This is a genomic window from Rhodanobacteraceae bacterium (genome assembly GCA_024234055.1).
Lineage (GTDB): Bacteria > Pseudomonadota > Gammaproteobacteria > Xanthomonadales > SZUA-5 > JADKFD01.
Genome location: JACKOW010000004.1, coordinates 41,285 through 66,541 on the forward strand (window position 1 = coordinate 41,285; position 25,257 = coordinate 66,541).

General features: G+C 63.3%; 16 protein-coding genes. 8 read left to right on the top strand and 8 right to left on the bottom strand.

Features of this window, described 5'->3' with window-relative positions:
• Positions 1-80 precede the first annotated feature (80 nt).
• Together dbpA and H7A19_09510 are read right to left on the bottom strand one after the other, a co-directional pair.
• Positions 81-1,454, bottom strand: a complete 1,374-nt coding sequence (dbpA, locus tag H7A19_09505) for an ATP-dependent RNA helicase DbpA (GenBank protein MCP5475057.1) — start codon at positions 1,452-1,454, stop codon at positions 81-83.
• Positions 1,455-1,491: 37 nt separating this feature from the next.
• Complete coding sequence (locus H7A19_09510; protein ID MCP5475058.1) at positions 1,492-1,944, bottom strand: PIN domain-containing protein; 453 nt, start codon at positions 1,942-1,944, stop codon at positions 1,492-1,494.
• Between the two features lie 27 nt (positions 1,945-1,971).
• Between H7A19_09510 and H7A19_09515 the strand changes: the two genes are divergently transcribed.
• On the top strand, positions 1,972-3,177 hold the full coding sequence (locus H7A19_09515; GenBank protein MCP5475059.1) for a fatty acid desaturase: 1,206 nt from the start codon (positions 1,972-1,974) through the stop codon (positions 3,175-3,177).
• A 187-nt stretch (positions 3,178-3,364) separates the two neighbouring features.
• On the opposite strand, the gene murB is transcribed toward H7A19_09515, so the two are convergent.
• The 5 genes from murB to H7A19_09540 form a co-directional block, all read right to left on the bottom strand.
• Positions 3,365-4,396 (bottom strand): UDP-N-acetylmuramate dehydrogenase, encoded by a 1,032-nt coding sequence (gene murB / locus H7A19_09520; GenBank protein ID MCP5475060.1) that lies wholly within the window; start codon positions 4,394-4,396, stop codon positions 3,365-3,367.
• Between the two features lie 51 nt (positions 4,397-4,447).
• Entirely contained in the window at positions 4,448-5,470 is a 1,023-nt protein-coding gene (locus tag H7A19_09525; GenBank protein ID MCP5475061.1) for a quinone-dependent dihydroorotate dehydrogenase, read from the bottom strand.
• Between the two features lie 8 nt (positions 5,471-5,478).
• Entirely contained in the window at positions 5,479-6,015 is a 537-nt protein-coding gene (locus tag H7A19_09530; GenBank protein MCP5475062.1) for a GNAT family N-acetyltransferase, read from the bottom strand.
• A gap of 301 nt (positions 6,016-6,316) precedes the next feature.
• A complete protein-coding gene (ispG, locus tag H7A19_09535; GenBank protein ID MCP5475063.1) occupies positions 6,317-7,579 on the bottom strand; it encodes a flavodoxin-dependent (E)-4-hydroxy-3-methylbut-2-enyl-diphosphate synthase in 1,263 nt (420 codons plus the stop codon).
• A 180-nt stretch (positions 7,580-7,759) separates the two neighbouring features.
• Positions 7,760-9,499, bottom strand: a complete 1,740-nt coding sequence (locus H7A19_09540; GenBank protein ID MCP5475064.1) for a hypothetical protein — start codon at positions 9,497-9,499, stop codon at positions 7,760-7,762.
• 138 nt (positions 9,500-9,637) lie between these two features.
• On the opposite strand from H7A19_09540, the gene H7A19_09545 reads away from it, so the two are divergent.
• The 3 genes from H7A19_09545 to H7A19_09555 all read left to right on the top strand — a co-directional run bounded on the left by H7A19_09545 (position 9,638) and on the right by H7A19_09555 (position 14,816).
• A complete protein-coding gene (locus tag H7A19_09545; GenBank protein MCP5475065.1) occupies positions 9,638-12,037 on the top strand; it encodes a cyclic nucleotide-binding domain-containing protein in 2,400 nt (799 codons plus the stop codon).
• A gap of 3 nt (positions 12,038-12,040) precedes the next feature.
• Positions 12,041-12,937, top strand: coding sequence for a hypothetical protein (locus H7A19_09550; protein ID MCP5475066.1), 897 nt, complete (start codon positions 12,041-12,043; stop codon positions 12,935-12,937).
• 163 nt (positions 12,938-13,100) lie between these two features.
• The gene (locus tag H7A19_09555) at positions 13,101-14,816 is read left to right on the top strand and encodes a hypothetical protein (protein MCP5475067.1); all 1,716 of its coding nucleotides are present in this window, start codon (positions 13,101-13,103) and stop codon (positions 14,814-14,816) included.
• A gap of 534 nt (positions 14,817-15,350) precedes the next feature.
• Here the strand turns inward: H7A19_09555 and H7A19_09560 are convergent.
• Positions 15,351-16,331: a DUF3011 domain-containing protein gene (locus H7A19_09560; GenBank protein ID MCP5475068.1), complete on the bottom strand. Its 981-nt coding sequence runs from the start codon at positions 16,329-16,331 to the stop codon at positions 15,351-15,353.
• A 265-nt stretch (positions 16,332-16,596) separates the two neighbouring features.
• On the opposite strand from H7A19_09560, the gene H7A19_09565 reads away from it, so the two are divergent.
• From H7A19_09565 to H7A19_09580, 4 genes are all read left to right on the top strand, one after another.
• Positions 16,597-18,672, top strand: a complete 2,076-nt coding sequence (locus tag H7A19_09565; GenBank protein MCP5475069.1) for a heme-binding protein — start codon at positions 16,597-16,599, stop codon at positions 18,670-18,672.
• A gap of 1 nt (position 18,673) precedes the next feature.
• A complete protein-coding gene (locus H7A19_09570; GenBank protein ID MCP5475070.1) occupies positions 18,674-20,464 on the top strand; it encodes a hypothetical protein in 1,791 nt (596 codons plus the stop codon).
• Positions 20,465-20,481: 17 nt separating this feature from the next.
• On the top strand, positions 20,482-24,372 hold the full coding sequence (locus tag H7A19_09575; protein ID MCP5475071.1) for a hypothetical protein: 3,891 nt from the start codon (positions 20,482-20,484) through the stop codon (positions 24,370-24,372).
• Positions 24,373-24,492: 120 nt separating this feature from the next.
• Positions 24,493-24,891, top strand: a complete 399-nt coding sequence (locus H7A19_09580; GenBank protein MCP5475072.1) for a DUF423 domain-containing protein — start codon at positions 24,493-24,495, stop codon at positions 24,889-24,891.
• Positions 24,892-25,257: the final 366 nt, after the last annotated feature.

A 25,257-nucleotide genomic window follows, 5' to 3' on the forward strand; every position in this document is an offset into this window, starting at 1 on the left:
CCCACAGGCTGGCCACTGGTACCTGCGCCCCTGTGGGAGCGGGCTACGCTCGCGAAGGCTGTGCCATCGCCGTCACACCCTCAGATCCGTCGCACCCGGAAATTCCGCCCCTTGATCTTGCCGGCGGTCAGCCGATCGAGAGCGCGCGCCGCGTGGCGGCGATCGATGGCCACATAGGAACGCGTGGCGTAGACATCGATCTTGCCGATGGCATCGGCGGTCAGGCCAGCTTCTCCGGTCAGCGCGCCGAGAATGTCGCCAGGACGCAGCTTGTCACCGCGACCACCGTCAATTCGCAGCGTCACCATCTTGGCCGGCAATGGACTGGGTGCGCGGGTGCTGGTGGCCCCGGACTTGCTCCAGGCCAGCGGCGCACCCTGGCTGGCTTCCAGCGCCAGTGCCCGTGGCAACTCACGTGGCGTTACCAGGCTCAAGGCCAGACCGCTGCGCCCTGCCCGCCCGGTGCGACCGATACGATGCAGATAATCATTGGGATCCGGCGGCAGTTCGTAGTTGACGACGCAGGCCAGCTCGGAGATATCCAGTCCGCGCGCGGCAACATCGGTGCCGACCAGCACGCTGCAGCTGCGGTTGGCAAATCGCACCAGCACTTCGTCGCGGTCGCGTTGATCCTTGTCACCATGCAGCGCCAGAGCGGCAAAGCCCATGCTCGCCAGCATTGCCGCCACCTCGTCGGTGTCGCGCCGGGTATTGCAGAAGATCACGCAGGATTCGGGGCGACGCTCGGCCAGCAGATTGGCAAGCAACATCGGCTTTCCGGCCAGATCGACCTGGAAGAACAGCTGCTCGATCACCGGCTGTTCGGAGGCGCCATCCACCGTGACTTCGATCGGATCACGCAAGGTGTTCTGGCAGATCGCCCGGATCTCTTCCGGGAACGTGGCCGAGAACAGCAGACTCTGGCGAGTCTTCGGAGTCTTGCCGGCAATCTCGGCGATGGCCTCGGCAAAGCCCATGTCGAGCATGCGATCGGCCTCGTCCAGCACCAGGGTTCGCACACCATCCAGATGCAGCGCGCCCTTGCGGATCAGTTCCTGGACCCGCCCGGGTGTGCCGACGACCACATGCGGGTCATGCACCAGTGACGCCAGCTGCGGGCGCAGCGCAACACCGCCGCAGAGGATCGACAGCTTGAGGTTGGGAATGCCGGTGGCCAGGCGCCGCAACTGCTTGCCCACCTGATCCGCCAGTTCGCGGGTCGGACACAGCACCAGGCCCTGGACCTTGGTCAAGCCCGGATCCAGTCCTTGCAACAATCCCAGACCGAAAGCCACGGTCTTGCCGCTGCCCGTCGGCGCCTGTGCAATCAGATCCTTTCCGTCCAGGATCGGCGGCAGACTCTGCGCCTGTATCGGTGTCAGCGCGGTGTAGCCGGACGCATCCAGCCCCTGCATCAGGGTGGGGATCAAACCCAGTTTCGAGAATTCGCTCATCACCCATGATCGCAGGAATGGACCGGCTTGGGCGTAACTATCCGGAAACCGGCAAGCGGCAGGCGGTCAGCGCGCGCCAGTGCGGTTCGAACTGCTCCGGCGTCATGACCATGAATCCAGCCATCCTCTGGCTGCGCCTGGAGAGTACCAGCAGCGCGCGGTCCCGACTCAGCAGCGCGCTTGCGCCGACATCGGCCGCCAGTTCCAGGAACATCTGGTCGTCGGCATCGGCACAGCGGGGAAGCCGAACTCCAGGGCTCTTGCCGCAGTGGCTATGCCAGCCTATCAGGCGGTCGTAACGCGCTTGTGCCCTGTTCTGCCGCGACGCGGACAGGCCGAGCTTGGGCCGCGCCAGCACCTGCTGCCATTCCACCCGCATGGGATCGGAGGCCAGGGCTCGGATCGATCCTTCTTCGAGCGCCTGCATCAGCCACAGGCATCGAGGATCCTCGAACACGAACAGATCGAGGCAGACATTGGTATCGATCACGAGCGTGGTTGCCATCATGAGTGCATGATGGGCCGAGGCGTGCAAGCGAGCAATCGCCGCCATGGCTTGCATTCCCGGGGCGCGGCCGCATATCCCACCCAACCGTGCACTGTTTCACTTTTGCCGGCCTCGTGTATCCGGATCGCTGACCTCTGGGTGATTGCCCTTGGCGCGGTGGCACTGGAGAATCCATGCACCCTGACAGAAGCGACGCCCACCGTGAGTAATGCAGAACCTGGTTCCGTGGCCAATCTACGCCAGCTGTGTGCGCCCTTCGCCAAGCCGCATCTGGGCAAGGCTCTGTGGCAGATTGCCGACACCCTGATCCCCTTTCTGGGTCTGTGGTCATTGATGGTCTACGGCGCGGTCTCGGGTTGGAACTATCTCTGGATCCTGCTGCTGGCGCTGCCTACCGCGGGCTTGTACGTACGCCTGTTCATCATCCAGCACGATTGCGGGCATGGCTCCTTCTTTGCCAGTGCCAAGGCCAACAACTCACTGGGCGCCTTTCTGGGAATCATCACGCTGTTCCCCTACAGTTACTGGCGCAAGACCCACGCCGTGCACCACGGCACCTCTGGCAATCTGGATCGACGCGAATTCGGCGACGTCGACACGCTGACAGTGCGCGAGTATCTGTCACGCTCCCGCTTCGGGCGCTTCTGCTATCGCTTCTATCGCGCCACGCCCGTGCTGCTCATCATCGGTCCGGTCTACCAGTTCATCATCAAGCACCGTTTTCCCTTCGATTTGCCGCGTTCGTGGAAGAAGGAATGGGCCAGCGTCTGGCTCAACAATCTGGTGCTCGCTCTGGTTTTCGGCGTGGTGATCTACGCGGTGGGCTGGAAAGCGCTGGTGATGGTGCACCTGCCGATCCTGCTCATTGCCGGCGCGCTCGGCGTGTGGCTTTTCTACGTGCAGCACACCTTCGAAAATGCCTACTGGGTGCGTGGCAAGGAATGGAGTTCCGAGCAGGCTGCAGTGGCCGGTAGCTCTTACTATGACTTGCCGCGGGTGCTTCATTGGTTCACTGGGAACATCGGCTACCACCACATCCATCATCTGGCCAGCCGCATACCGAACTACCGTCTGCGCGAGGCTTTCAAGTCACACCCGCTGCTGCAGAAAGCCCCGCGCCTGACGCTGTGGACCAGCCTCAAGAGCGCCCGATTGAAACTGTGGGACGAAGATCTGCAGCGCATGGTCGGCTTCCCGCGGCGCGCGCGCGGCTGAGTCAAGGCACCTGCTGTGGGAGCGGGCTCTGCCCGCGAGCTTTGCGCGATATGCCGACCCTGATCGCGGGCAGAGCCCGCTGGCCAGACATTCCGCAAGCTATTGATTTGAGGGCACGCGGGCACGAAAAAGCTGCAACCTCGCTGCGTAGCCGCTTTCGCATGCCCTCGGGCCCTCGCGGCTGGACTTAGCGCAATCCCAGCAAACGCGGCTCGATCTCCAGCTCAACGCCGAAACGCGCCTCAACGTCGGCCTGGATACGGCGCGCCAGCCTGAGGATGTCGGCACCGCGGGCGCGGCCGTAGTTGACCAATACCAGCGCGTGTTGCTGATGGACACCGGCATCACCTTCGCGGTGACCACGCCAGCCGCAGGCATCGATGAGCCAACCTGCCGCCAGTTTGCGTGAGCCCTCACCCGCGGGATAGACCGGAAGCACCGGGTGACGCTGCTGCAGGTCCTCGGCGATTGCGATCGGCACCAGCGGGTTCTTGAAGAAACTGCCGGCATTGCCGAGCACTGCCGGGTCGGGCAGTTTGTGGCGGCGGATCGCAACCACCGCGTCAAACACCGCCTGCGGCGTAGGCTCGCTGACGCCACGCGCAGCGAGTTCCTCGGTCACACCGGCATAGCCGAGCACCAGTTCAGGCCTCGGAAGCAGCGCAAATTCAACGGCGGTGATCAGCAGGTGCGCGCCTTCCGCTCGTTTGAAAAGGCTGTCCCGGTAAGCAAACCCGCAGTCCCTGGCCTCGATCCGACACGCCCGTCCGGTGCGCTGATCGAGGGCCTCGACCGCGACTACAAAGCGCTCCAGCTCCACACCGTAGGCACCGATGTTCTGGATCGGCGCCGCACCCACATGACCCGGGATCAGCGCCAGGTTCTCCAGACCAAAGGCGCCGGCCGCCAGGGTCGCGGCGACGAAGCCGTGCCAATTCTCGCCAGCTGCCGCGCGCACATGCGTACGACCGCCAGCGACTCCCAGCCACTCGATACCTCGCAGCTGCGGCAACAGCACCAGCGCATCCAGATCATCGACGATCAGCACATTGCTGCCGCCGCCCAGCACCTGCACCGGCAGCTGCCATTGGTCTGCACGAGCGAGTGCGTCGAGCACCTGGGCCTCGTTCTGGGCCCGTGCCAGCCAGGCCGCCCGCGCCTGAACGCCGAAACTGTTCAATTCAGACAGATCGGCATCGGCAGTCAGCTCAGCCCGCATGTCTCGCACCTGATGCGAAAGATCGCGCAAGGCTTTGCGCTCAATTGCGGTTTAGCTGCGCTGTGCACGCAGGGCCTCCACGCACTCGCCGATCAGCTGCGGTCCGCGATAGATCATGCCACTGTAGAACTGCACCAGACTGGCGCCAGCAGCCACCTTGGCGACCGCACCCGCGCCATCGACGATACCGCCAACGCCGATGATCGGCAGCCGTCCGCCCAGCCGCTCCGACATGCCGCGCAGCACCGACGTCGAGCGTTCCAGAAGCGGCTTGCCGGACAGGCCACCGGCCTCCGCAGCGAGCCGATGCCCGGCGATCACCGCTCGATCGACGGTGGTATTGGTGCAGATCAGCCCATCGATGCCGGACTTCAGCAAGACCTCGGCGATGCCGTCCATCTCGGTCGGGCTGAGGTCTGGCGCGATCTTGAGCAGCATCGGTTTGTGCTTGCCGTGAATGCCGGCCAGTCGCTGCTGCGCTTCGCGCAGGGTGCCGATGAAGCGCGCCAGGGCGTTTTCTTCCTGCAGATCCCGCAAGCCCTGGGTGTTGGGTGAGGAAATGTTGACAGTAATGTAGCTGGCCAGCGCATAGACCCGCTCCAGGCAGAGCAGGTAATCATCGACCGCGCGCTCGTTGGGAGTGTCCTTGTTCTTGCCGATGTTGATGCCCAGCACACCCTGAAAACGGCTGCATTCGATGTTGCGAACCAGTGCATCGACGCCCAGGTTGTTGAAACCCAGCCGGTTGATCACGGCCAGTTGCTCCGGCAAGCGGAACATCCTCGGCTTGGGATTGCCAGCCTGCGGTCGCGGCGTGATGGTTCCCACCTCGATGAAACCGAAACCCAGCGCCGCCAGGGCGTCGATATGTGCTGCATTCTTGTCCAGACCCGCCGCCAGACCCACCGGGTTGGGAAAATCGATGCCGAACACGCGAGTCGGCAGCGCCGTGGGGCGCGTGGCCATCAGCGGGTTCAGGCCCATGCGGTAGGCAGCTTCGATCGCCTTCAAGCCCAGCTCATGGGCACGCTCCGCGTCCAGCGCGAACAACAGGGGCCGAGCCAGTGAGTAGATCGACATGGTCAGAGCTCGCCTTTCAGAGACTTGGCATAGACCTCGAAATAGAGATCCTCGCGCCTCGGCTTGCCAAAGCGTTCGTCGCCGTAGGGAAAGGGCGCTGTTTCGCCGGTCGCCACGTAGCCGCGGCGCAGATAGAAGGCAATCAGCTCGGCCCGCGTCCAGATCACGGTCATGCGCACCTGACTGAGCCCCATCGACCGAGCCCGCCGCTCACATTCGCGCAGGATCGCATCACCAATGCCGCCGCCCTGCAAACCTGGCCGCACCGCAAACATGCCGAAATAGGCGGCGTTCCCCTGTTGTTCCAGATGCGCGCAACCGAGCAGCTCGGCGTCGCGCTCGGCCATCAGGATGATCGAACCCTGGCGAGAGATCGTGTCCCGCAAACCCTCGCGATCGGTACGCTGCCCATCCAGCAGATCGGCCTCGGTGGTCCAGCCCTGACGACTGGCATCGCCGCGATAGGCGGATTCGACCAGTGCCAGCAAGGCATCAACGTCGTCGAGCGTGGCAGAGCGGAACTGGAGTGGTGCGGTCATGACGGCTGGGTGCTGGGTTTGGGCGAAAAGGGTCACAGTTAAGTCGTCAACAGTAATCGGTCAAGAATGACAAGGCTTCGACCCTGCCTGCTGCAGCCATTCAACGGGAGTCAGCGCCGGCATCCGGCGGGGTCTCGTGTTCGTAGGTCCAGACTTGTCTGGACGCATTTTCATCACCGAGCGAAGAGCGTCCAGACAAGTCTGGACCTACAACAGCACCATCCGCGCAAGGTCATGGCCCGTAGGCAAAGTTGAGCCGACACAGCCGCTCGAAACAACTCGGAACGATACCCTTGACCCTTCACTGCTCCTCGGCACTGCCTCCCACCGGTGGGTACGAGCGCTGTACATAGTCCTCGATCATGCCGACAAATTCCTCGCTGATGCGATCGCCGCGCAACGTGGCCACCTTGGCACCATCGATGAACACCGGCGCGGCCGGGCTTTCGCCGGTGCCGGGCAGGCTGATGCCGATGTTGGCATGCTTGCTTTCGCCGGGTCCGTTGACAATGCACCCCATCACCGCCAGCGTCAGATTCTCGACGCCGCGGTACTGCAATCGCCATTCGGGCATGCGCTCGCGCACGTGTTCCTGCACGGTCTTGGCCAGCTCCTGAAAGAAGGTGCTGGTGGTGCGTCCGCAGCCCGGGCAGGCGGTGACCATCGGCGTAAAGGCCCGCAAGCCCATGGTCTGCAGCAACTCCTGGGCCACAATGACCTCACGGCTGCGGCTTTCCCCGGGTTCGGGGGTCAGCGAGATGCGGATCGTGTCGCCAATGCCTTCCTGCATCAGTACCGCCAACGCTGCGGTCGAGGCCACGATGCCTTTGCTGCCCATACCGGCCTCGGTCAGACCCAGATGCAGCGGATAATGGCTGCGTCGCGCCAGCTCGCGATAGACCGCAATCAGCTCCTGCACACCGCTGACCTTGCAGGAAACGATGATGCGATCAGCAGGCAGACCGATCTCTTCGGCCCGTGCCGCACTGATCAGGGCCGACTGGATCAGCGCCTCGCGGGCAACCGCGGGGGCGTCCAGGGGCGCCGCCGATTGTGCATTCTCATCCATCAGCCGGGTCAGCAAGCCCTGATCCAGACTGCCCCAATTGGCACCGATCCGAACCGGTTTCTGGTGGCGAATGGCATGCTCGATGATGGTCGCAAACTGGGTGTCGCGCTTGGCACCAAAGCCAACATTGCCGGGGTTGATGCGGTACTTGGCCAAGGCCTCGGCGCATTCAGGGTAACGCGACAGCAGCAGGTGGCCGTTGTAGTGGAAATCTCCGATCAGGGGCACCGGCACCGACATCCGGTCGAGCTTGTCGCGGATGCGGGCCACCGCCGCCGCCGCCTCTTCGGTGTTGACAGTGATCCGCACCAACTCGGAGCCGGCACGCCACAGCTGCGCCACTTGCCGGGTGGTGGCCTCGATATCGGCGGTATCGGTGTTGGTCATGGATTGCACCACGACCGGAGCGCCACCACCGACGGTACTGGCGCCGACGCGCACCGCAAGGGTCTGCCGACGCGGGAGTGCGCCAAAGCCGGGAATCTGATCAGTCATTGGATATCCGACACGCTAGGGACGGGACTCGGGACTCGGGACTCGGGACTCGGGACTCGGGACTCGGGACTCCGGAAGATACTCAAACCTGAGTGAACGGGTGGCAAGTGCCGATGCGTGCGAGCCTCCCGTAGAGCCGCCTTTCCCGTGCCCCCTGCCCCGTCTCCCGTACCGCGGCTCTCAAACCGTGGACCAGATCTCGTCCAGTTCCGCGGCGGGCGGCGCTTCCGGCGCGGCCAGCGTCGCCTCTGAGCGCTGATCTCCATAGCGAAATTGCTTGTAGGCGCCGGTGTTCTCGATCAGGTCGAGAGTGTGCAAGGGCTCGACGAAGTCGCGCTCCTCCATGCCGTGGGGATCGGGCAGCCGCAACAACTCGAGCCCGCCGGTGGAATCAAGAATGGAAGGCGCCAACAAGGTGGGATGCTGACTGCCATCGATGGCCAGCGGCGCCAGCAACAGTCCGCGGAGGATGACCCGGCTGGTCTGCGCCTCGCTGGTGGCGCGCACCGCCACCGCTTCAACCCGGCGGCTCAGCAACTGCACGCCAGCCTCCAGACCGTCGTTGTTGCCGCCCTTGAGCCAGCGCAGAACGCCCACCATCCAGTCACGCGGATCGTCATCCTCATCGTCCTCGTCCACCGGAGCCGCCAGTGCGATCAGTTCGCCGACCTTGGCCTTCATGCCCTCGGCGTTTTCCCAGAACAGGCGATAGCCACCCAGACTCTGGTCAATCACGCGGACCTTGTGCATGGTCGGCACGGCCGACTCCAGACTCGCCTGTGCCCACGCCGCCGAGCGCTCACGGTCACTGAGATTGATGCCGCCGCCCAGTTCGCCAACGAAATCCTTGAAATCACGAACACCGGCAGCCAGGTAATGCACGGCGTGCAAGCCCATGCAGGTATCCATCTGGTGCTCCGCCGGCAGACGCGGGTGGTTGCGCTCGCCGCTGAAACTCCAGGCGAGCATGAGCTTTTCGACCACATCCGCCGAAATTTCGGGCCCATGGCCCAGACGACCGCGCACGGCAATCGGACCGTCCTGGTGATGCAGCACCCGCACCTGATTTTCCAGCGCTGACACCAGCCCGGTGGCATCGAGACGCCAATAGCGCCCCGCCACTTCGGCAGTGGGTGACAAGGGCGGCGAATCCGAACGCGGATCGATGACGAAGGATCCAGTGGTGCCGTCGAGGTCGAGCCGGCATGCGGCCGACCAGATCGTCGCCGCGGTCCCGACGTCAACGATCTCCTTTTGTGTCAATCGGTAGGGATTGCCGATGAAGCTGAGCAAGGTCTGCAGATAGACACATTCCGGCGTCAGGGTGACGCCAGGTACCTGGGGATCGGTGACGGCCTTCTCCGACAACTGCGCCTCGAAGGCGAAAGCCGCCAGTCGATGCAACAAGGTCCACACGCCCGAGGGGATTTCGCTGTAGGCGATATAACATTTCGTCAAGGTCTGCGAGCAATGCACCAGCGCGCGAACCAGGGCCAGTGCTGCACTGCGGCCACGCAGGAAGGGAACGTGGCCCTTGGGTGCGCAATAGTCGAACACGCAGGTGGCAAAGCCCACCGCCAGCTCTCGATGGAAATCTCGCATCACCGCGCCGATCTGGCGCTTCTGCAGCGGCAAGGGCAATGCTTGCCCCAGCACATGTCGCTCCATGCTGGAAATGACCACGGACACCGGATGGCGCATCTGTTCCAGGATGTCGATGCGCTGATTGGGATCGACTTCGAGCTGATTGAGCTCCTTCAGGCCGTTGTAGAGCAATCGGGCGGTAGCGCCGCTGTTGGCCAGCGGCAGCGCCTCGATCCACTGGCGCACGGCCTTGCCGGTACTCGGGAAGGCGTCGCGACCGGGCCGTTCGCGTTTTGGAAGCGCCCCCCCGAGCAATTCGAACGCGCTTTCTGCCATGTGCTGGAACTCCCCCGACTCAGTCTTCGGATCATAGCGCGCCGGGCCCGGAGACGATCATTTCACATTCAGGATTGCAGCGGCCCATCACGGTACCTACACTCCACGCCTTGGGGACTGACATGGCGAGGGCGTCTGATGAGCGAAATCCTAGAGATCGCTATCGTTGGATCGGGGCCAGGTGGCATCAGTGCCGCGGCGCGCGCGGCAGAGCTGAAAGTACCGCATGTGTTGCTGGAAGCGGCTCCGCACCTGTCCAACACGATCTTCCGGTACCAGAAAGGCAAACACGTCATGGCCGAACCCGAGGCCCTGCCGCTGCGCTCGCCGCTTGAATTCTCTCAGGGTAGTCGCGAGTCGATTCTCGAGGCCTGGGACCAAGGAGTCGCCAAGATCGGGGTCAACGTCCGACACGGCGCCGAGGTCTCGGCGATCAAGAAGGTCGACGATCATTTCGAGATCAGTATCGGCCGCACCGACAAGGTGCGGGCACGCAATGTGGTGCTCGGCATCGGCCTGCAGGGCAACATCCGCAAGCTCGGCGTGCCCGGCGATGACGCGCCCTTTGTCCAGTATCAGCTGGACGATCCGGACGAATACGAAGCCGAGACCATCATAGTGGTCGGCGCCGGCGATGCCGCCATCGAGAATGCCGTGGCGCTGGCGAAGCAGAATCAGGTGATCATCGTCAATCGCCGCGATGAGTTTGCCCGCGCCAAGGAAGGCAATCTGCGAAACATCCTCAAGGCCATCGAGGATGGCACCATCGAGTGTTACTACGGCGCTGCTCCCGAGCGGGTGGACAAGCTCTCGGTGGGCCGCAAGCCCGGCCGACTGATCCTGAACACACCCAAGGGCCGAGCGCAGATCCTGTGTGATCGCATCATCGGCCGCCTCGGCGCCAATCCGCCCCGGGCCTTTGTCGAAGCCTGCGGCGTGGTGTTCCCGAACAAGGATCCCTCGGCGGTACCGGCCATCAGCGAGCGTTACGAGAGCAACGTGCCCGGCCTCTACATTGTCGGCGCACTCGGCGGCTATCCGCTGATCAAGCAGGCCATGAACCAGGGCTACGAGGTGATCGAGTACATCCTCGGCAACAGCGTCGAACCTGCCGACGAACCGCTGCTGCGCGCCAAGTTCGAGAAGATGCCCGGGTTCACCAGCGTGTCGGCGGCCCTGGCCAAGATTCAGGCGGCGGTGCCGCTGCTGGCCACGATCACGCCGCTGCAGCTGCGCGAGTTCATGATCGATTCGCAGATCCGTTCGCCCAAGTCGGGCGAAGTGATCTTCAAGCGCAACGATTACACCAACAGCTTCTTCTGCATCATCGAGGGTCAGGTTCAGGTGGCCATCGACGATGCCGGCAAGAACCGGATCACGCTGGGCGCCGGAGAGTTCTTTGGTGAAATGAGTCTGATCTCCGGACGCCGGCGCAGTGCCACCGTCTATGCCGGACCGAACTGCGTGCTGATCGAAACGCCGCGGCGCTCGATGCAGAAACTGATCAATTCGGTGGACGCGGTGAAGAAGCTGGTCGACCGCACCTTCATCGCCCGCGCGCTGGCTGCCCGGTTCGGCGCCGACGTGACCCAGGCCCAGATCAACGAGGTGGTTTCCGGCGCATCGCTGGCCCGCTACAAGGCTGGCGAGACGCTGTTCCGCGAAGGCGACGAAGGCGACAGCCTGCACCTGGTGCGGGTCGGTTCGCTGACCATTTCCCGCAGCATCGGCGGTCGCGACGTGGTGCTTTCCTATGTCCCTGCGGGCAACTACGTGGGCGAGATGGCCATCATCGGCGGTGGCAAGCGCTCGGCCACGGCCAAGGCGGCGGTGGCCACCGAGACCATCAAGGTCGATCGCGATTCCTTCAACAAGCTGCTGATGCAGAATCCGACACTGCGCGGCAAGCTGGCCATGGAAGTCAAGCAGCGCACCGCAGAGAACATCACCATGCAGGCTGCAGCCTCCGGCGGAGACCTGATCTCCTTCCTGGTAGGCCAGGGTCTGGGTGAAGCCACCGATGTGCTGCTGATCGACGAATCGCTGTGCGTGCGCTGCGATAACTGCGAGAAGGCCTGCGCCGAAACCCACGGCGGCACCTCCAGGCTGGATCGCGAGGCTGGCCCCACCTTTGCCAATGTCCACGTGCCGACTTCCTGTCGGCACTGCGAGCATCCGCACTGCATGAAGGACTGTCCGGCCGACGCCATCCACCGCGCGCCCAATGGCGAGGTGTTCATCGCCGACAACTGCATTGGCTGCGGCAATTGCGAGCGCAATTGCCCCTACGGCGTCATCCATATGTCGGCCAAACCCAAGAAGAAACCGGGTCTGCTGCAGTGGCTGCTGCTGGGCGCCGGACCGGGGCCCGGCAATTCGCCCTACGACCCGGATAGCCACGAGAAGAAGGCGGTCAAATGCGATATGTGCAAGGACCTGAAGGGCGGCGCCGCCTGCGTGCGCGCCTGCCCGACCGGAGCTGCCATACGCATCAGTCCGGAACAGCTGCCCGAATATGCCTACGCACGAGGACCGTAAGCCATGCATGATTCGATCCTCGACTACCGCGGCTACCGCTACCTCTGGGTCTCGTTGATCCTGTCGATCGGTTCCATCGCTGCCTATCTGTGGCATGACCCCATCGGCGTCCCCAACGGCGGCTCCTGGCTGGGCTATACCCTCGGCACCATCGGCGCCCTGCTGATCCTGTGGCTGCTGTGGTTCGGCATCCGCAAGCGCCGCTATGCACGGGCCAGCAGCAGCGCCCGTGGCTGGTTGTCGGCCCACGTGTACCTCGGCACCACCCTGATCCTGATTGCCTTCCTGCATTCAGGTTTCCAGGTGGGCTGGAATATCCACACGCTGGCTCTGGTGCTGATGCTGCTGGTGATCTTCAGCGGCTTTTTCGGTGTCTACGCCTACCTGCGTTTTCCCTCGTTGATGACGCGCAACCGCGCCGACTCCACGCGCAAGGCCATGCTGGAGGAGATCCGCGAGTTGGATCAGCAGGCGCTGCAGATTGCCGACAAGGTCGACAAGAGCATCCACGACACGGTGCTCGGGTCGATTCAGCATGGGCAACTGGGCGGAGGCGTCTGGGCACAGCTGACCGCGCGGGATGATTCCGCCGCGGCGCTGGCCAAGCTCAAGGACGCAGTCATGAACGCCGACTCTGGCAAGGCGTCGTCCACCAAGACTGGCCAGACCATGGTAATGATGGTCGACTTCCTGGCCAACCAGGCCAACGATGGACAGAGCGAGCAGTTGCGGCGCCTGATCGACCTGATCTCGCGCAAGCGCTCACTGGCGTCTCGGGTGGCGCGTGACATTCAGCTGCAGGCGATGATGGAAATCTGGCTCTACGTCCACGTGCCACTGTCGCTCGGACTGCTCGGCGCTTTGACAGCGCACGTCCTGTCCGTGTTCTTCTATTGGTGATCGTGTGCGGCGCCGGGCGCGCCACGCTCCAGATCTGAGGGCGATTCGTGAGCGAAATTATGGGAAGAGACATCGGGATCGCGGGCCGTGATCCATCCATCCTGAATCTTTACGGGTCACGCTGCGCCGCACGTGAGCCATCCGCGAGAGGGGACCTCACGCCATGAAATGGTTCATCCGACGCGTCATCAAGAAGGGCAAGGGCAGTATCCAGGTCGAAGAGGAAATTCACTTCGGTGAAACCCTGACCATCGGTCGCGCCGCCAACCAAGCCATTTTCATCAACGATCTGCGCGCCGCTCTGGAGCATGCGCGCGTGGTGGCGTTGGGCAACGGTCGCTATCGCATCGAATCGCTGGTCGCCGCCGGGGTGCGCATCAACGGACAATTCGAACACACGGCCACCGCCGGCGCCGGCACCCAGATCGAAATCGGCAATCTGCGCATCACCCTGGTGGATCCACCCAAGGACTTCGAAGCCGCCGTTGAAGTCGGGCTGGTGGACAAGTCCGAGGTAGCTGCGCGCGAACAGTCCGAGGCCCTGCCACAAAGCCTGGCCGAAGCCGGCATGAGCAAGCGCAAGTGGTCCTGGGCGCTGCTCGCCATCACGTTGACGCTGGGCCTGTTGCTGCCACTGATGGCGCATTACGTGCCCACTTTCCGCTCGCAGATCAAGGACGTTCCAGCATTGGGCCTGAATGCCTGGGAATCCGGCCCCCTGGCCTCCGCTCACCACACCATGGCCAATGACTGTCAGAGTTGTCATGGCGCGCCCTTCCAGGTGATCCAGGACGACAAATGCATCGTCTGTCATGCCGGCACCAAGGCCCATGCCGATCCAGTGCGCTATCCGCTGCCGGAGATCGCCGAATCACGCTGCGCCCACTGTCATCGCGATCACAACGGCGACACCGGACTGATCCGCGCCGATCAGGAGCTCTGCAGCGATTGCCACAGGAATCTGAGCGAACGCGTCAAGGGCGACACCCAGCTGGTGGATGTCGGTGATTTCGGCAGCAACCATCCGCAATTCAAAGTGCTGCTGCCAGCCTGGGATGCCCAGGGACGATTCACGCCAGAGCGCGTGAGCATGGACAAGAAGCCGCTCACCGAACAATCCGGTCTGAAGTTTCCGCATGCCAAGCATCTGGCCAAGGAAGGGCTGAAGACCGCCGACGGCGTTCAGGTGCTGAACTGCGCCAGCTGCCACCAATCCGAGCCCGGCGGCGCCCTGATCGCACCGATCAACTTCGAAAAGCACTGCCAGTCCTGCCACCGCCTAGACTTTGACCTGCGCATGCCCGATCGCCAGGCACCCCACGGCGATGTCGCCGAAATCCAGTACATGATTTCAGAGTACTACTCCAAGGTGGCCCTGGAGGGCGGCTACGACGACGTCCAGGCGCCGGTTTCCGTGCGTCAGCGCCGCCGCCCCGGCCAGCCCCCGGCCACCGCGCAGGAACAGCGTGAAGCCCTGACCTGGGCCCGCGACAAGGCCCTGCAGACCACCGACACGCTGTTCCAGAGCCGCACCTGCACGGTTTGCCATACCGTCTCCAAGGATCCAGCCGCGACTCAGGCCGGATGGGTGGTCGCACCCGTGCGCGTGGCCGGCAGCTGGTACGAAAAAGCCAGCTTCACCCATGCCAAGCACAGCACCATGGCCTGCGGCGACTGCCACGCTGCGGAGCTGTCCCAGTTCAGCTCGGATGTGCTGATCCCGGACATCGGCGTTGCAGGTGCCCCGTCGACACAGGCACCGTTTGCCTGTCGCGATTGCCATGGCGGCGAACGAGACAAGAAGCTGCTGCAGAGCACGTGCATCGATTGCCATGGCTTCCATCAGGCAGAGATGCCCTTGCACGCGGAGAAGAAATAGACCTCTTCCGGGACAGCCTTCATGGGCCCGGCAGAATTGCCGGGCTCGGCATTCTCAGAATTGCGCCCAGGCTCGTCGACCGTGCTTTCTGGAACATGCAGGATTCGAGCAGACGAGGATTCCCGGCGTCATTGCGAGCCGCCTGTGTCGGCCCGACATTGCGCACTGGCCATGAACCCGCCGTCGTAGGTCATGTTGTCCGCGTCAGCGGACTACGTGACATAGAGTTGCGTCACGTAGCTCGCTACGCGAGCAACATGACCTACAACAGCAAATCAACAACTTACGATATGGGTTCATGGGGAGCCACCTGTGTCGGCCCGACACTGCGCACGGGGCATGAACCCTCCCCGACCTTCGGGGACGACTGGGGAGCGGTTAGGCGAGAAATCCCATGCAACGGTCATGGTACCAGCGACTTTCCGGATTGCGAGTGACTCGCAGCCAAGACCGTTGGGCCAAGCGCCGGCATGGTCGGGAAACCATGCCGCAAATCCCAGCGGCAACCTAAGTTGCCGCTGGGCTCAAGACGGGTCAGCGGTTCCTGCTGGCAAAGCGAGCGCGACAACCGCGATCCACCCACAATCCGCGGCGCGGCGTGTAGCCCCAGGACAAGCCCTCGATGCAGGGGCTGCTGGAATACTGCTCGATCAGCACCGGCGGGCCCTTGCGGCGATCCCAGGAGCAGATGGCGTACTGGTTGTCGAGGCTGGAGCAATCCATCCAGTAGGCGTTGTACTGGGTGGGATCGTAGAAGCCGCCGCTCGGCCGGTAGGCTTCAGCGAACACGCCAGCGCAGCCGCGATCCACCCAGATCAGGCCAGGACGCTGACCCCAGGTACGACCTTCAATGCACAGACTGCTGCCACGCAGCTGGCGCAGCAGCGTTGCCGGTCCGCGGAAAGCCACATTGCACTCGCGATAGCCCTTGACGCTCTGGCAAGTCATTTCCGGGAGCTGACCGACCGACGGCGCAGCCTCGGTGAACTGACCGCGGCAGCCGTTCGATACCCAGACAACGCCCGGGCGATGACCCCAGGTGCGGCCTTCAACACAGCGGGTGCTGGACAGCTGACGATCGAGAATCGGCGGATTCAGGAATCCTGTTCCACACTCGCGATAGTCACGATCGTTGGACTCGCACAGCACGGTCCGACCACGCGCCGGCAGCGGCGTGACCCAGCCGGGAGTCGTGATCTGACCAGGCGGCACATTGTTCGGGTAGGTATTGCCATCAACCCGATCGCGCAGTGACTGCACCATGTCCTGGGTGATCTGGGCATAGCTCCAACCGCGCGGAATCTGTTCGAGGTAGAACTCCAGCTGGTCCTCCGGCAAGGGTCGTCCTCCGGACAGCTCGCCATACTGCTTTTCAAGTACCCGGATCTGCTCGGGCTGATCGAGCTTGCTCAGGTTCTCCGGCGCGTACGCCTTCTCGCCTCCGGTCGTGTTCTGGGCCGCCAGCTGGGCGCTGGCAAAGGCCACTAGTACGAACAGCAGATAAAGTCTCTTCATCGTCCAACTCCCGCAGAAAGGCGCCCGGTCGAAGGCGCGGCAAGGCCATGGTACCGTGCCGCGGTGGAACTTGTGTCGGTCAGGATCAGATCTGTTGCAACTGGACCATGCCCCGGTTCAGGACCAGACAAGGAGCCGCAATTCCCCCACGGAAACGGCCTTTTGCGTCAAGGAAACGACCATTCGTCGTGAAAGCGGGGTTATGATCGGGGCGCTGCAGGGCACTGGGGGCCGTACGGCAATGGGAACTTCGGGAGGATGCTCGATGGCTTGGGGACGCTTGCACGGCGTTGGTTTGGGAATGGCCCTGGCGCTGCTCGCCGGATGTGGCGGCGGATCAGGCCCCAGTACAACCGGAACGGCACCACCCGTGTCTGGTCCTTCGCAGGGTTGCAGTGGCAGTTGCGCCAGTGCTGCCTCCTTCCTCAGCGCATCGGACGTCAGCACCATCCTGGCGCAAGCGATCGCCGAGGCGCAGGCCAACAACGTACCCGCGACCATTGCCGTGGTCGATCGGGTCGGCAATGTGCTCGGTGTCTATCGCATGACCGGCAGCCCGGTGACGGTCACCATTCATTCCGAACGCACGATCAGCGGCGGTCTGGAGAATCTGATCGTACCGTCCGAATTGGCAGCGATCGCCAAGGCGCTCACGGGTGCCTATCTGTCCAGTGAGGGCAACGCCTTCACCACCCGCACGGCCAGCCAGATCGTGCAGCAGAATTTCAATCCGGGCGAAAGCAATGCGCCCTCCGGACCGCTGTTTGGCGTGCAGTTCTCCCAACTGCCCTGCTCGGATTTCATGACGCGCTTTTCCAGCGAACAGGCGATCGGCGCCGGTCCGCACCGCTCCCCGCTTGGCCTGTCGGCTGATCCGGGCGGCTTTCCGTTGTACAAGGATGGTGTGCCGGTCGGTGGCATTGGCGTCGCCGCGGATCCGGACTACACGCTGGATGTGCGCATCTCGGATCGCGATCGCGATGTTGATGAGCTGATTGCGCTGGCCGGTACCTTTGGCTTCGGCGCCCCGGCCAATCGTCGCGCTGACACGATCACGGCGGACGGCAAGACCTTCCGCTACAGTGATGTCGAGTACAGCGACCTGGCGCGTGCCGCCGGCAATGCACCAGCACTGTCGACGCTGGCCCCCAGTGTGGGCCAGGTGATCCGCGTGCCCGCCTACGCCGACGCCCAGATTCGAGCCGGCACGGCCTTTGGAACGCCAGCCTCCGGCGTACGACCGGCCGATTCGGATCTGTCCGACCTCGACGCCTTCGTGATCGTCGACAACAACAACAACAATCGTTTCGCCATCCGTGCCGGCACCGAGGGCAACAGCAGTGCACTCAGCGCCGAAGAAGTCCGCACGCTGTTGCGCGAAGCGCTGAAAGTCGCCAATCGGGCCCGCGCGCAGATTCGCCAACCGCTGGGCAGTCAGGCTCGGGTGAGCGTTTCCATCGTTGACACCCATGGCGAAATCCTCGCCATTGCGCGCACCCGTGACGCCCCGATCTTCGGCCTTGATGTCAGTCTGCAGAAGGCGCGCACCGCTGCCTTCTATTCCAACCCGGCCGCCGCGGCGGATCTGCAAAGCCTGCCCGACGCCGTCTACCTGAACGCCAGTCTGGACAGCGCCGGCGTGCAGTTCCGCACCGTCGCCAACAGCTCCATCGGCGCCTATGTGACGGCGGTGCGTGACTTCCTCGGTCTGCCAGGCGCGCTGTCCGACGGTGCCTTTGCCTTCTCCGACCGAGCCGGTGGCAATCTCTCGCGCCCCTTCTATCCAGACGGCATCATCGGCACGCCGCCTGGACCGTTTTCAAAGCCCTTCGAGTCCTGGAGCCCATTCACCGTCGGCCTGCAACTGGATCTGGCCTACAACCAGATTGCCTTGCACGTGGCTCACTATCTGAATCAACGGCCTTCCGATGGCGTGTCACCGCCGCCCACCGGCCTGGCACTCTTCCTCGACGGCCAGTTGCTGGCGCCAGCCCCGACTGCCGCCAACCCGATCCCACTGCCGGACATCGGCTTCAGCTGCAGCGGTCTGCAGCGACTGCGCAATGGCACTCAGACCTTCCCCGGCAGCGTACCCATCTACCGCGGCGAGCAACTGATCGGTGGCATTGGTGTCTCGGGCGACGGCGTGGATCAGGACGACATGGTGTCCTTCCTCGGCCTGCACAACGCCGGGGTGGCGCTGGGTGGCGCCATCGGCAATGCGCCGCGCGAACGTCGTGCCGACCAGCTGGTGCCACGCGGGGCCCGACTGCGCTATGTGCAATGCCCGCAGGCGCCCTTCCTCGATTCCACCGAACAGAATGTGTGCGAGGGCAAGTGATATGAGCCTCTGTCTCTCCGCTGCTCTGGCCACTCTGCTGTGTCCGCTGGACCTGCCGGCCAGCTCCCTGAACACCATGACCCCGTTCATCGGCGGCTCACTGCCCGCCTATCTCTACGACCCCAAGAAGTCCGCGCTGGTGCGTCGGCGACCAGGGCACCCGATACCCGAGTCCACGGTTCGCGCGGATCAGAACCCGAACAACATCGACCCCGCACCGGTTGATGCCGTTGGCGAGTTCATCCCGGTCCCCGATCGCTGGCGGCTCATGGAAACGCTGGGTTTCAAACATCCCTGGTACGACCCCTACAACCAGAACATCTGGAAGGGCGACAAGCCGATCCATGAAGAGGACTGGTTCCTGAGCCTGCTGGCAATCTCCGACACGGTGATGGAGCCGCGCTCGGTGCCGACGCCGGTCGGCCCGCAGTCGAGCGCCAATCCGGGATCGATCGACATCTTCTCCGGCTTCGACCAGACCATCTTTTCGCAGTCGGTGCTGGCCGGCCTGGTCTATTACAAGGGCAACACCACCTTCAAACCGCCGGAATACGAATACCGCCTGACCCTGGCCTTCAATTACAACCGGGTCGAGGTCGATGATGTGCGCGCACTGACCATCGATCCGCGCAAGGGCAAGGTCCGTGATGACGGCTTCATTGCCGTGCAGGAGATCTTTGCCGACGTGCATCTGCGCGATGTCTCGCCGCGCTACGACTTTGACGCCATCCGCGTCGGCATACAGCCCTTTTCCAGTGATTTCCGCGGATTCCTGTTCCAGGATCTGCAGTTCGGCGTGCGCCTGTTCGGCAACCGCGACAACAACAAGAAGCAGTACAACCTGGCCTGGTTCCGGCGCGTCGAGAAGGATCTGAACTCGGGCCTGAACGATGTAGCCGAAGGCCTGCGCAATGACGACGTCTTCATTGCCAACTACTATTGGCAGGATCTGGGTCGTCTGGGCTTCACCTCGCAGGCGACCTTTGCCTACAACCGCAATCGCGACACCGAGTTCTTTTTCGATTCCAACGGTTTCATCCAACGCCCCTCATCACTGGGCGTCGAACAACCGCGCGAATACGATGTCTTCTATCTGGGATACAACGGCGATGGTCGTCTGGGCTGGCTGAATCTGTCCACCTCCGCCTATTTCGCTTTCGGCAAGAACGACAACACCTTCACCGGTGAAGACAGCGACATCCGTGCGGGCTTCTTTGCGGCCGAGTTCTCACGCGATTTCGACTGGATCCGGCCGCGGGTGTCGATTGCCTGGGCCAGCGGTGACGATGATCCCTTCGATGATCGCAGCACTGGCTACGATGCGATCTTCGAGAACCCGATCTTCGCCGGCGCCGATACCAGCTATTGGATTCGGCAAAACATGCCGCTGGTCGGCGGTGGCGGCGTCACGCTGGCGACGCGCAACGGCATCCTGCCTTCGCTGCGTTCCTCCAAGGAGCAGGGACAGTCGAACTTCGAGAATCCCGGCTTGCGCCTGATCGGCGTCGGCGCCGACTTTGATCTGACCCCGGAATCCCGGGTATCGGTCAATCTCAACCAGCTCTGGTTCGACGATACCGCGGTGCTCGAAGTCGCCCGCAATCAAGCGCCGATTGATCGATCCATCGGCACCGATTTCTCGGTGGCCTGGATCTGGCGCCCCTTCATGTCCCAGAACGTCGTGGTACGCCTGTCGGGCGCCTTGCTGGAGCCCGGCGCTGGTCTGGCCGATCTCTACGGCGACGACCACACGTATTACACCGTTCTGGGTAATGTGATCCTGACGTATTGAACGCGCGAGAGGCCTGCATGAAGCCCATCACCGCTGCCCTGCTGACGCTTTCATCGATTGCGCTCTGCCAGTTTTCCATTCCTGCCATGGCTGCCGGCGGCGAGACCCCGGTGGATCGGGTCTATGTCACGGCCCCGGACGCGCCGCGCAATCAGACCCAGGCTGCGGCCGACGCCAAGAGCGCGGGCTGCATGAGTTGCCACAATCCCATCGATCAGAAATCGATGCACGCCTCCCCCGCCGTGGTGCTGGGCTGCACCGATTGCCATGGCGGCGACGCCACGGTGATGGGCCCGGCCAGCGCTGGACACGCACAACCTGCCCCGGGTCACGGCCACGACAGCGACTCGGAACATGGCCACAGCACCACCGCCTACGCCCCCGACTACATGGCGGCCATGGAAAAGGCGCACGTGTTGCCGCGCTACCCGCAAACCTGGCACTACCCACGGTCGAGCAATCCGGAACGCACTTACACGCTGTTGAACCGCGAGGCGCCTGAGTTTGTGCGCTTCATGAACCCCAGTGACCTGCGTATTGCCCATGAGGCCTGTGGCGCCTGTCATCAGCCGATCATCGAAGCCGCCAAGCGCTCGATCATGGCCACCGGCGCCATGCTCTGGGGTGGCGCCTCGTACAACAACGGCATTCTGCCGTTCAAGCGCTACATCCTCGGCGAGGGCTATGAGCGTGACGGCACCTCGGCCATCATCAATGCACTGGAGCCGGTGACGCCGGCCATGCAGATGCGCGGCGCCCTGTCGCAGCTGGTGCCGCTGCCGGCCTGGGAAGTCATTCCTCCCGGCGACATCTTCCGCGTCTTCGAACGCGGTGGCCGCAATATCAACACCACCTTCCCGGAAACCGGGTTGCCCAATTCACTGGGCCAGATTCAGCGTCTGGAAGAGCCTGGTCGTCCGGACATCAAGCAATCCAATCGCGGCCCCGGCACCGGGCAGCGCATTGCCGTTCCGGTGATCAACATCCACAAGACCCGATTGAACGATCCCAACATGTGGTTCATGGGAACCAACGACCAACCCGGCGACTTCCGCAATTCGGGCTGTTCGGCCTGCCATGTGCCCTATGCCAATGATCGCGACCCCCGCCATTCCGGCCCCTATGCGGCTTTTGGCCACATGGGGCAGAGCCAGCAGGCCGATCCGACCATTCCCAAGGATCAGCCCGGACATCCGCTGAAGCACGCATTCACGCGCTCGATTCCGACCAGCCAGTGCATGAACTGCCACATGCATCAGCCGAACATGTTCATCAACACCTTCCTGGGCTACACCATGTGGGACTACGAGTCCGACGCGCCCTTCATGTGGCCGGAACAGCAGCGCTATCCCACTCACGACGAGATGCGCAAGGCGCTGGACCGCAACCCGGAAGAAGCCGTGATCCGCGGCAAGTGGTCGGACCTGGACTTCGTCAAGGACGTGTCGCTGCTCAATCCGAAACTGAAGGACACCCAGTTCGCCGACTATCACGGTCACGGCTGGAACTTCCGCGCCATCTTCAAGCGCGATCGCAAGGGCAATCTGCTGGATGCCGAAGGCGCCAAGGTTGACGACGCCGATCCGAAGAAGTTCGAGAAGGCCGTCCACATGTCGAGCATCCATGTCGACCTCGGCATGCATTGCGTGGATTGCCACTTCGCCCAGGACATGCACGGCAACGGCCACATCGTCGGTGAAGTGGCCGCCGGCGTGGAAATCCAGTGCAAGGACTGCCATGGCACGCCCGACAAGTACCCGACGCTGATCACGTCCGGGCCGATGGCCAGCAAGGCCGGTCGGGACCTGTCCAATCTGCGCAACCCGGATGGTGAAAAGCGCTTCGAGTGGATCGATGGCAAGCTGATCCAGCGCTCGATCATGCAGAGTGGTCTGCAGTGGGAAATGTCGCTGGTCAAGGACACCTCGGATCCAGCCAACCCGGCCTACAACGCCAAGGCCGACCGCGCCCACACCATGAGTCGCGACACCGCAAAGCAGACCTACGGCAAGGACGTAGCGCCGGCTGATTACGCCCATGGTGAAGACAAGATGCTGTGTTACAGCTGCCACACCAGCTGGACCACCAGCTGCGGTGGCTGCCATCTGCCCATCCAGGCCAACTGGAAGACCGATCGCCATCACTTCGAAGGTGGCGCCACGCGCAATTACGCGACCTACAATCCGCAGGTGGCGCGTGACGACGTGTTCATGCTGGCCAAGCACGGCGAGGTCAAGGACTACAAGTACGCGCCGATGCGCTCCTCCAGCGCGCTGATCCTGTCGTCGACCAATTCCAATCGCGAGCGCATCTACATCCAGCAACCGCCAATTGCCGCATCTGGCTACAGCTCGCAGGCTTTCGCGCCGCATTACCCGCATACCGAGCGCCGTACGGAGACCAAGACCTGCACCGACTGTCATCTGTCCGAACAGAACGACAACAACGCCATCATGGCGCAGCTGCTCGGTCAGGGCACACGTTTCATGGACTTCCTCGGCTTCAACGCCTGGGTGGGTGGCGATGGTGAAATCAGCGCCATCCGCGTCACCGAATGGGAAGAGCCGCAGGCGGTGGTCGGCAGTTATCTGCATCGCTATGCCTACCCGGACTGGTTCAAGCAGCACGAGGACAATGGCAAGCAGCTGACCGAGGGCTACGACCATTCCGCCGGCTATGCCAACTGCCTGCAGATTCGCGGCGAGTACGTCTACGTGGCCGAAGGCAGCAAGGGCATTCGTGTCTACGACGCCGCCGGCATCGCCAACAAGGGCGTCAGCCAGCGGATCATCACCGCACCGTTCTCGCCGCTGGGTCACGACACCCATATCGACAGCGCCAACGCCACCTGCGTTGTGCTGCCGACCACCCAGCCGGTGCAGCCCTCTCGCAATGAGGGCGATCTGATGCGCAAGGTCAATCTGGAGCAACCTACGCATCCAATCTACCGTTATGCCTTCGCCACCGATGCCGAAGAAGGCCTGATCCTGATCGACATCGACAGCCTGTATGACGGCGAGCCGCGCAACAACTTCCTCAAGCGCAGCCTGACCTGGAACGAGAATGGCGTGCTTGATGGCGCCCGCCATCTGGCCATCGCCGGCTACTGGTTCTATGTCGCCACCCCCAAGGGCATCGTGGTGCTGAACATGAATGACCCGATGCAGCCCAAGTACGTGCGTACCGTCGCCATCAGCGATGCCCGGGCCAGCCAGCAGCAGTTCCGCTATCTGTTCGTGACCAGCGCCCGCGGCCTGGAAGTCATCGACATCACCAATCCGGAGCAAGCCGAACTGGTGCCGGGGGCCGTGGTGCCCATTGCCGATGCGCACAAGCTGCACGTGGCCCGCACCTATGCCTACGTGGCCTCGGGTGCGGAAGGGTTGACCATCATCGATGTGACCAAGCCGACCGAGCCCAAGCTCTATCAGCGATTCAATGCGGATGGCGCCATGTCCGATGCCCGGGACGTGACGGTCGCTTCCACCAACGCCTCGCTCTATGCGTACGTGGCCGATGGCGTCAATGGCCTCAAGGTGATCCAGCTGACGGGTCCGGACATACAGCCCAAGTTCTACGGCTACAGCCCGGAACCCAAGCCCACGCTGATCGCCTGGTACCCCACCGGCAAGCCAGCGCTGTCACTGTCGCGAGCGCTGGAGCGTGATCGCGCCGTCGATGAAACCGGCGGTCAGATTGCGGTGCTCGGACGGGTGGGCTCGCGACCCCTGAACGAGGCCGAGCAACGCGCCTTCTTCCTCGACAAGGATGGCCGACCCTGGTTCGTCCATGACGAAGTGGACGGCCCGCGCGGCATCACCTCACCGCCGCTTCCTTGGAAGAACAACCGTATCTACGATCAGCAGAAGGACACGGCCGAAGCAGTCCAGCACTCCTTCGAGCACTGAGCTCCAGACCGGGCGCAGCGTCCCCAGGGCGCTGCGCCTTTTCTTTGCGCAGTCCACCAACTTTTCTGGTTCTTTCGCGTAACGGCGAACCCGGATCACACAGTCGAAAGGTCACCCGGAATGCACGCTGCGCCGGATCGCGAGGCTCGCCTCGTGTTGGGTTTCGGGGCCCTGCTGGCAGCCACTGGCGTTGCCATGGCCGCACTGGGCTCACATGCCTTTGCCGACATCCTGGTCGGAAAGGCGGCCTTGCGCTTCGACAGCGCCTTGCGCCTGCATCTGATGCACGCCCCTGCCCTGCTGGCGCTGGGTGCCACGCGCGGCCTTGCCCGTACCCGCTGGTGGCAAGCGGCCACCATCGCGATCGCCCTGGGATGCATCGTCTTCTGCGGCGGTCTGTATCTGGCCGCTCTGGACGTGAGTGCCGTGGTATTGGCCGTTGTGCCGGCAGGCGGCAGCCTGATGATGCTCGGCTGGGTCACAGCCTTGGTGGGATATGTCCGCGGTCCGGCAAGCTGAGCCACAGCACGAGCGTACGCCCGGCGGATGGCTCTCACCAACAATACGCCCACCCATTGATTTACTGATTTTGCGAAGAAGGAGCGTGGGGCAGGTGTCCCACCTCGACGCATGACCCGACTGTGTCGCGACGCGGGTCCCCTGCCCCCTTGCCCCAGTTTCCCCAGCCCCCGCTGAGTGTGCAGACAAGCGCTCCGCCCCCGCAACCCGGGATTACGCAACCCACTTGACCAGCAGCCAACTTCGTCTTTGGTCCAATTTGCCCGATTTCTGACGTCGCAACTCGCCGTCTGTTCACTTGCGCTGGCTATACTCGCTTTCTTTTCGGCGCTTGTTGCGCCGCATCATCATCGTCCCTGAATTGCC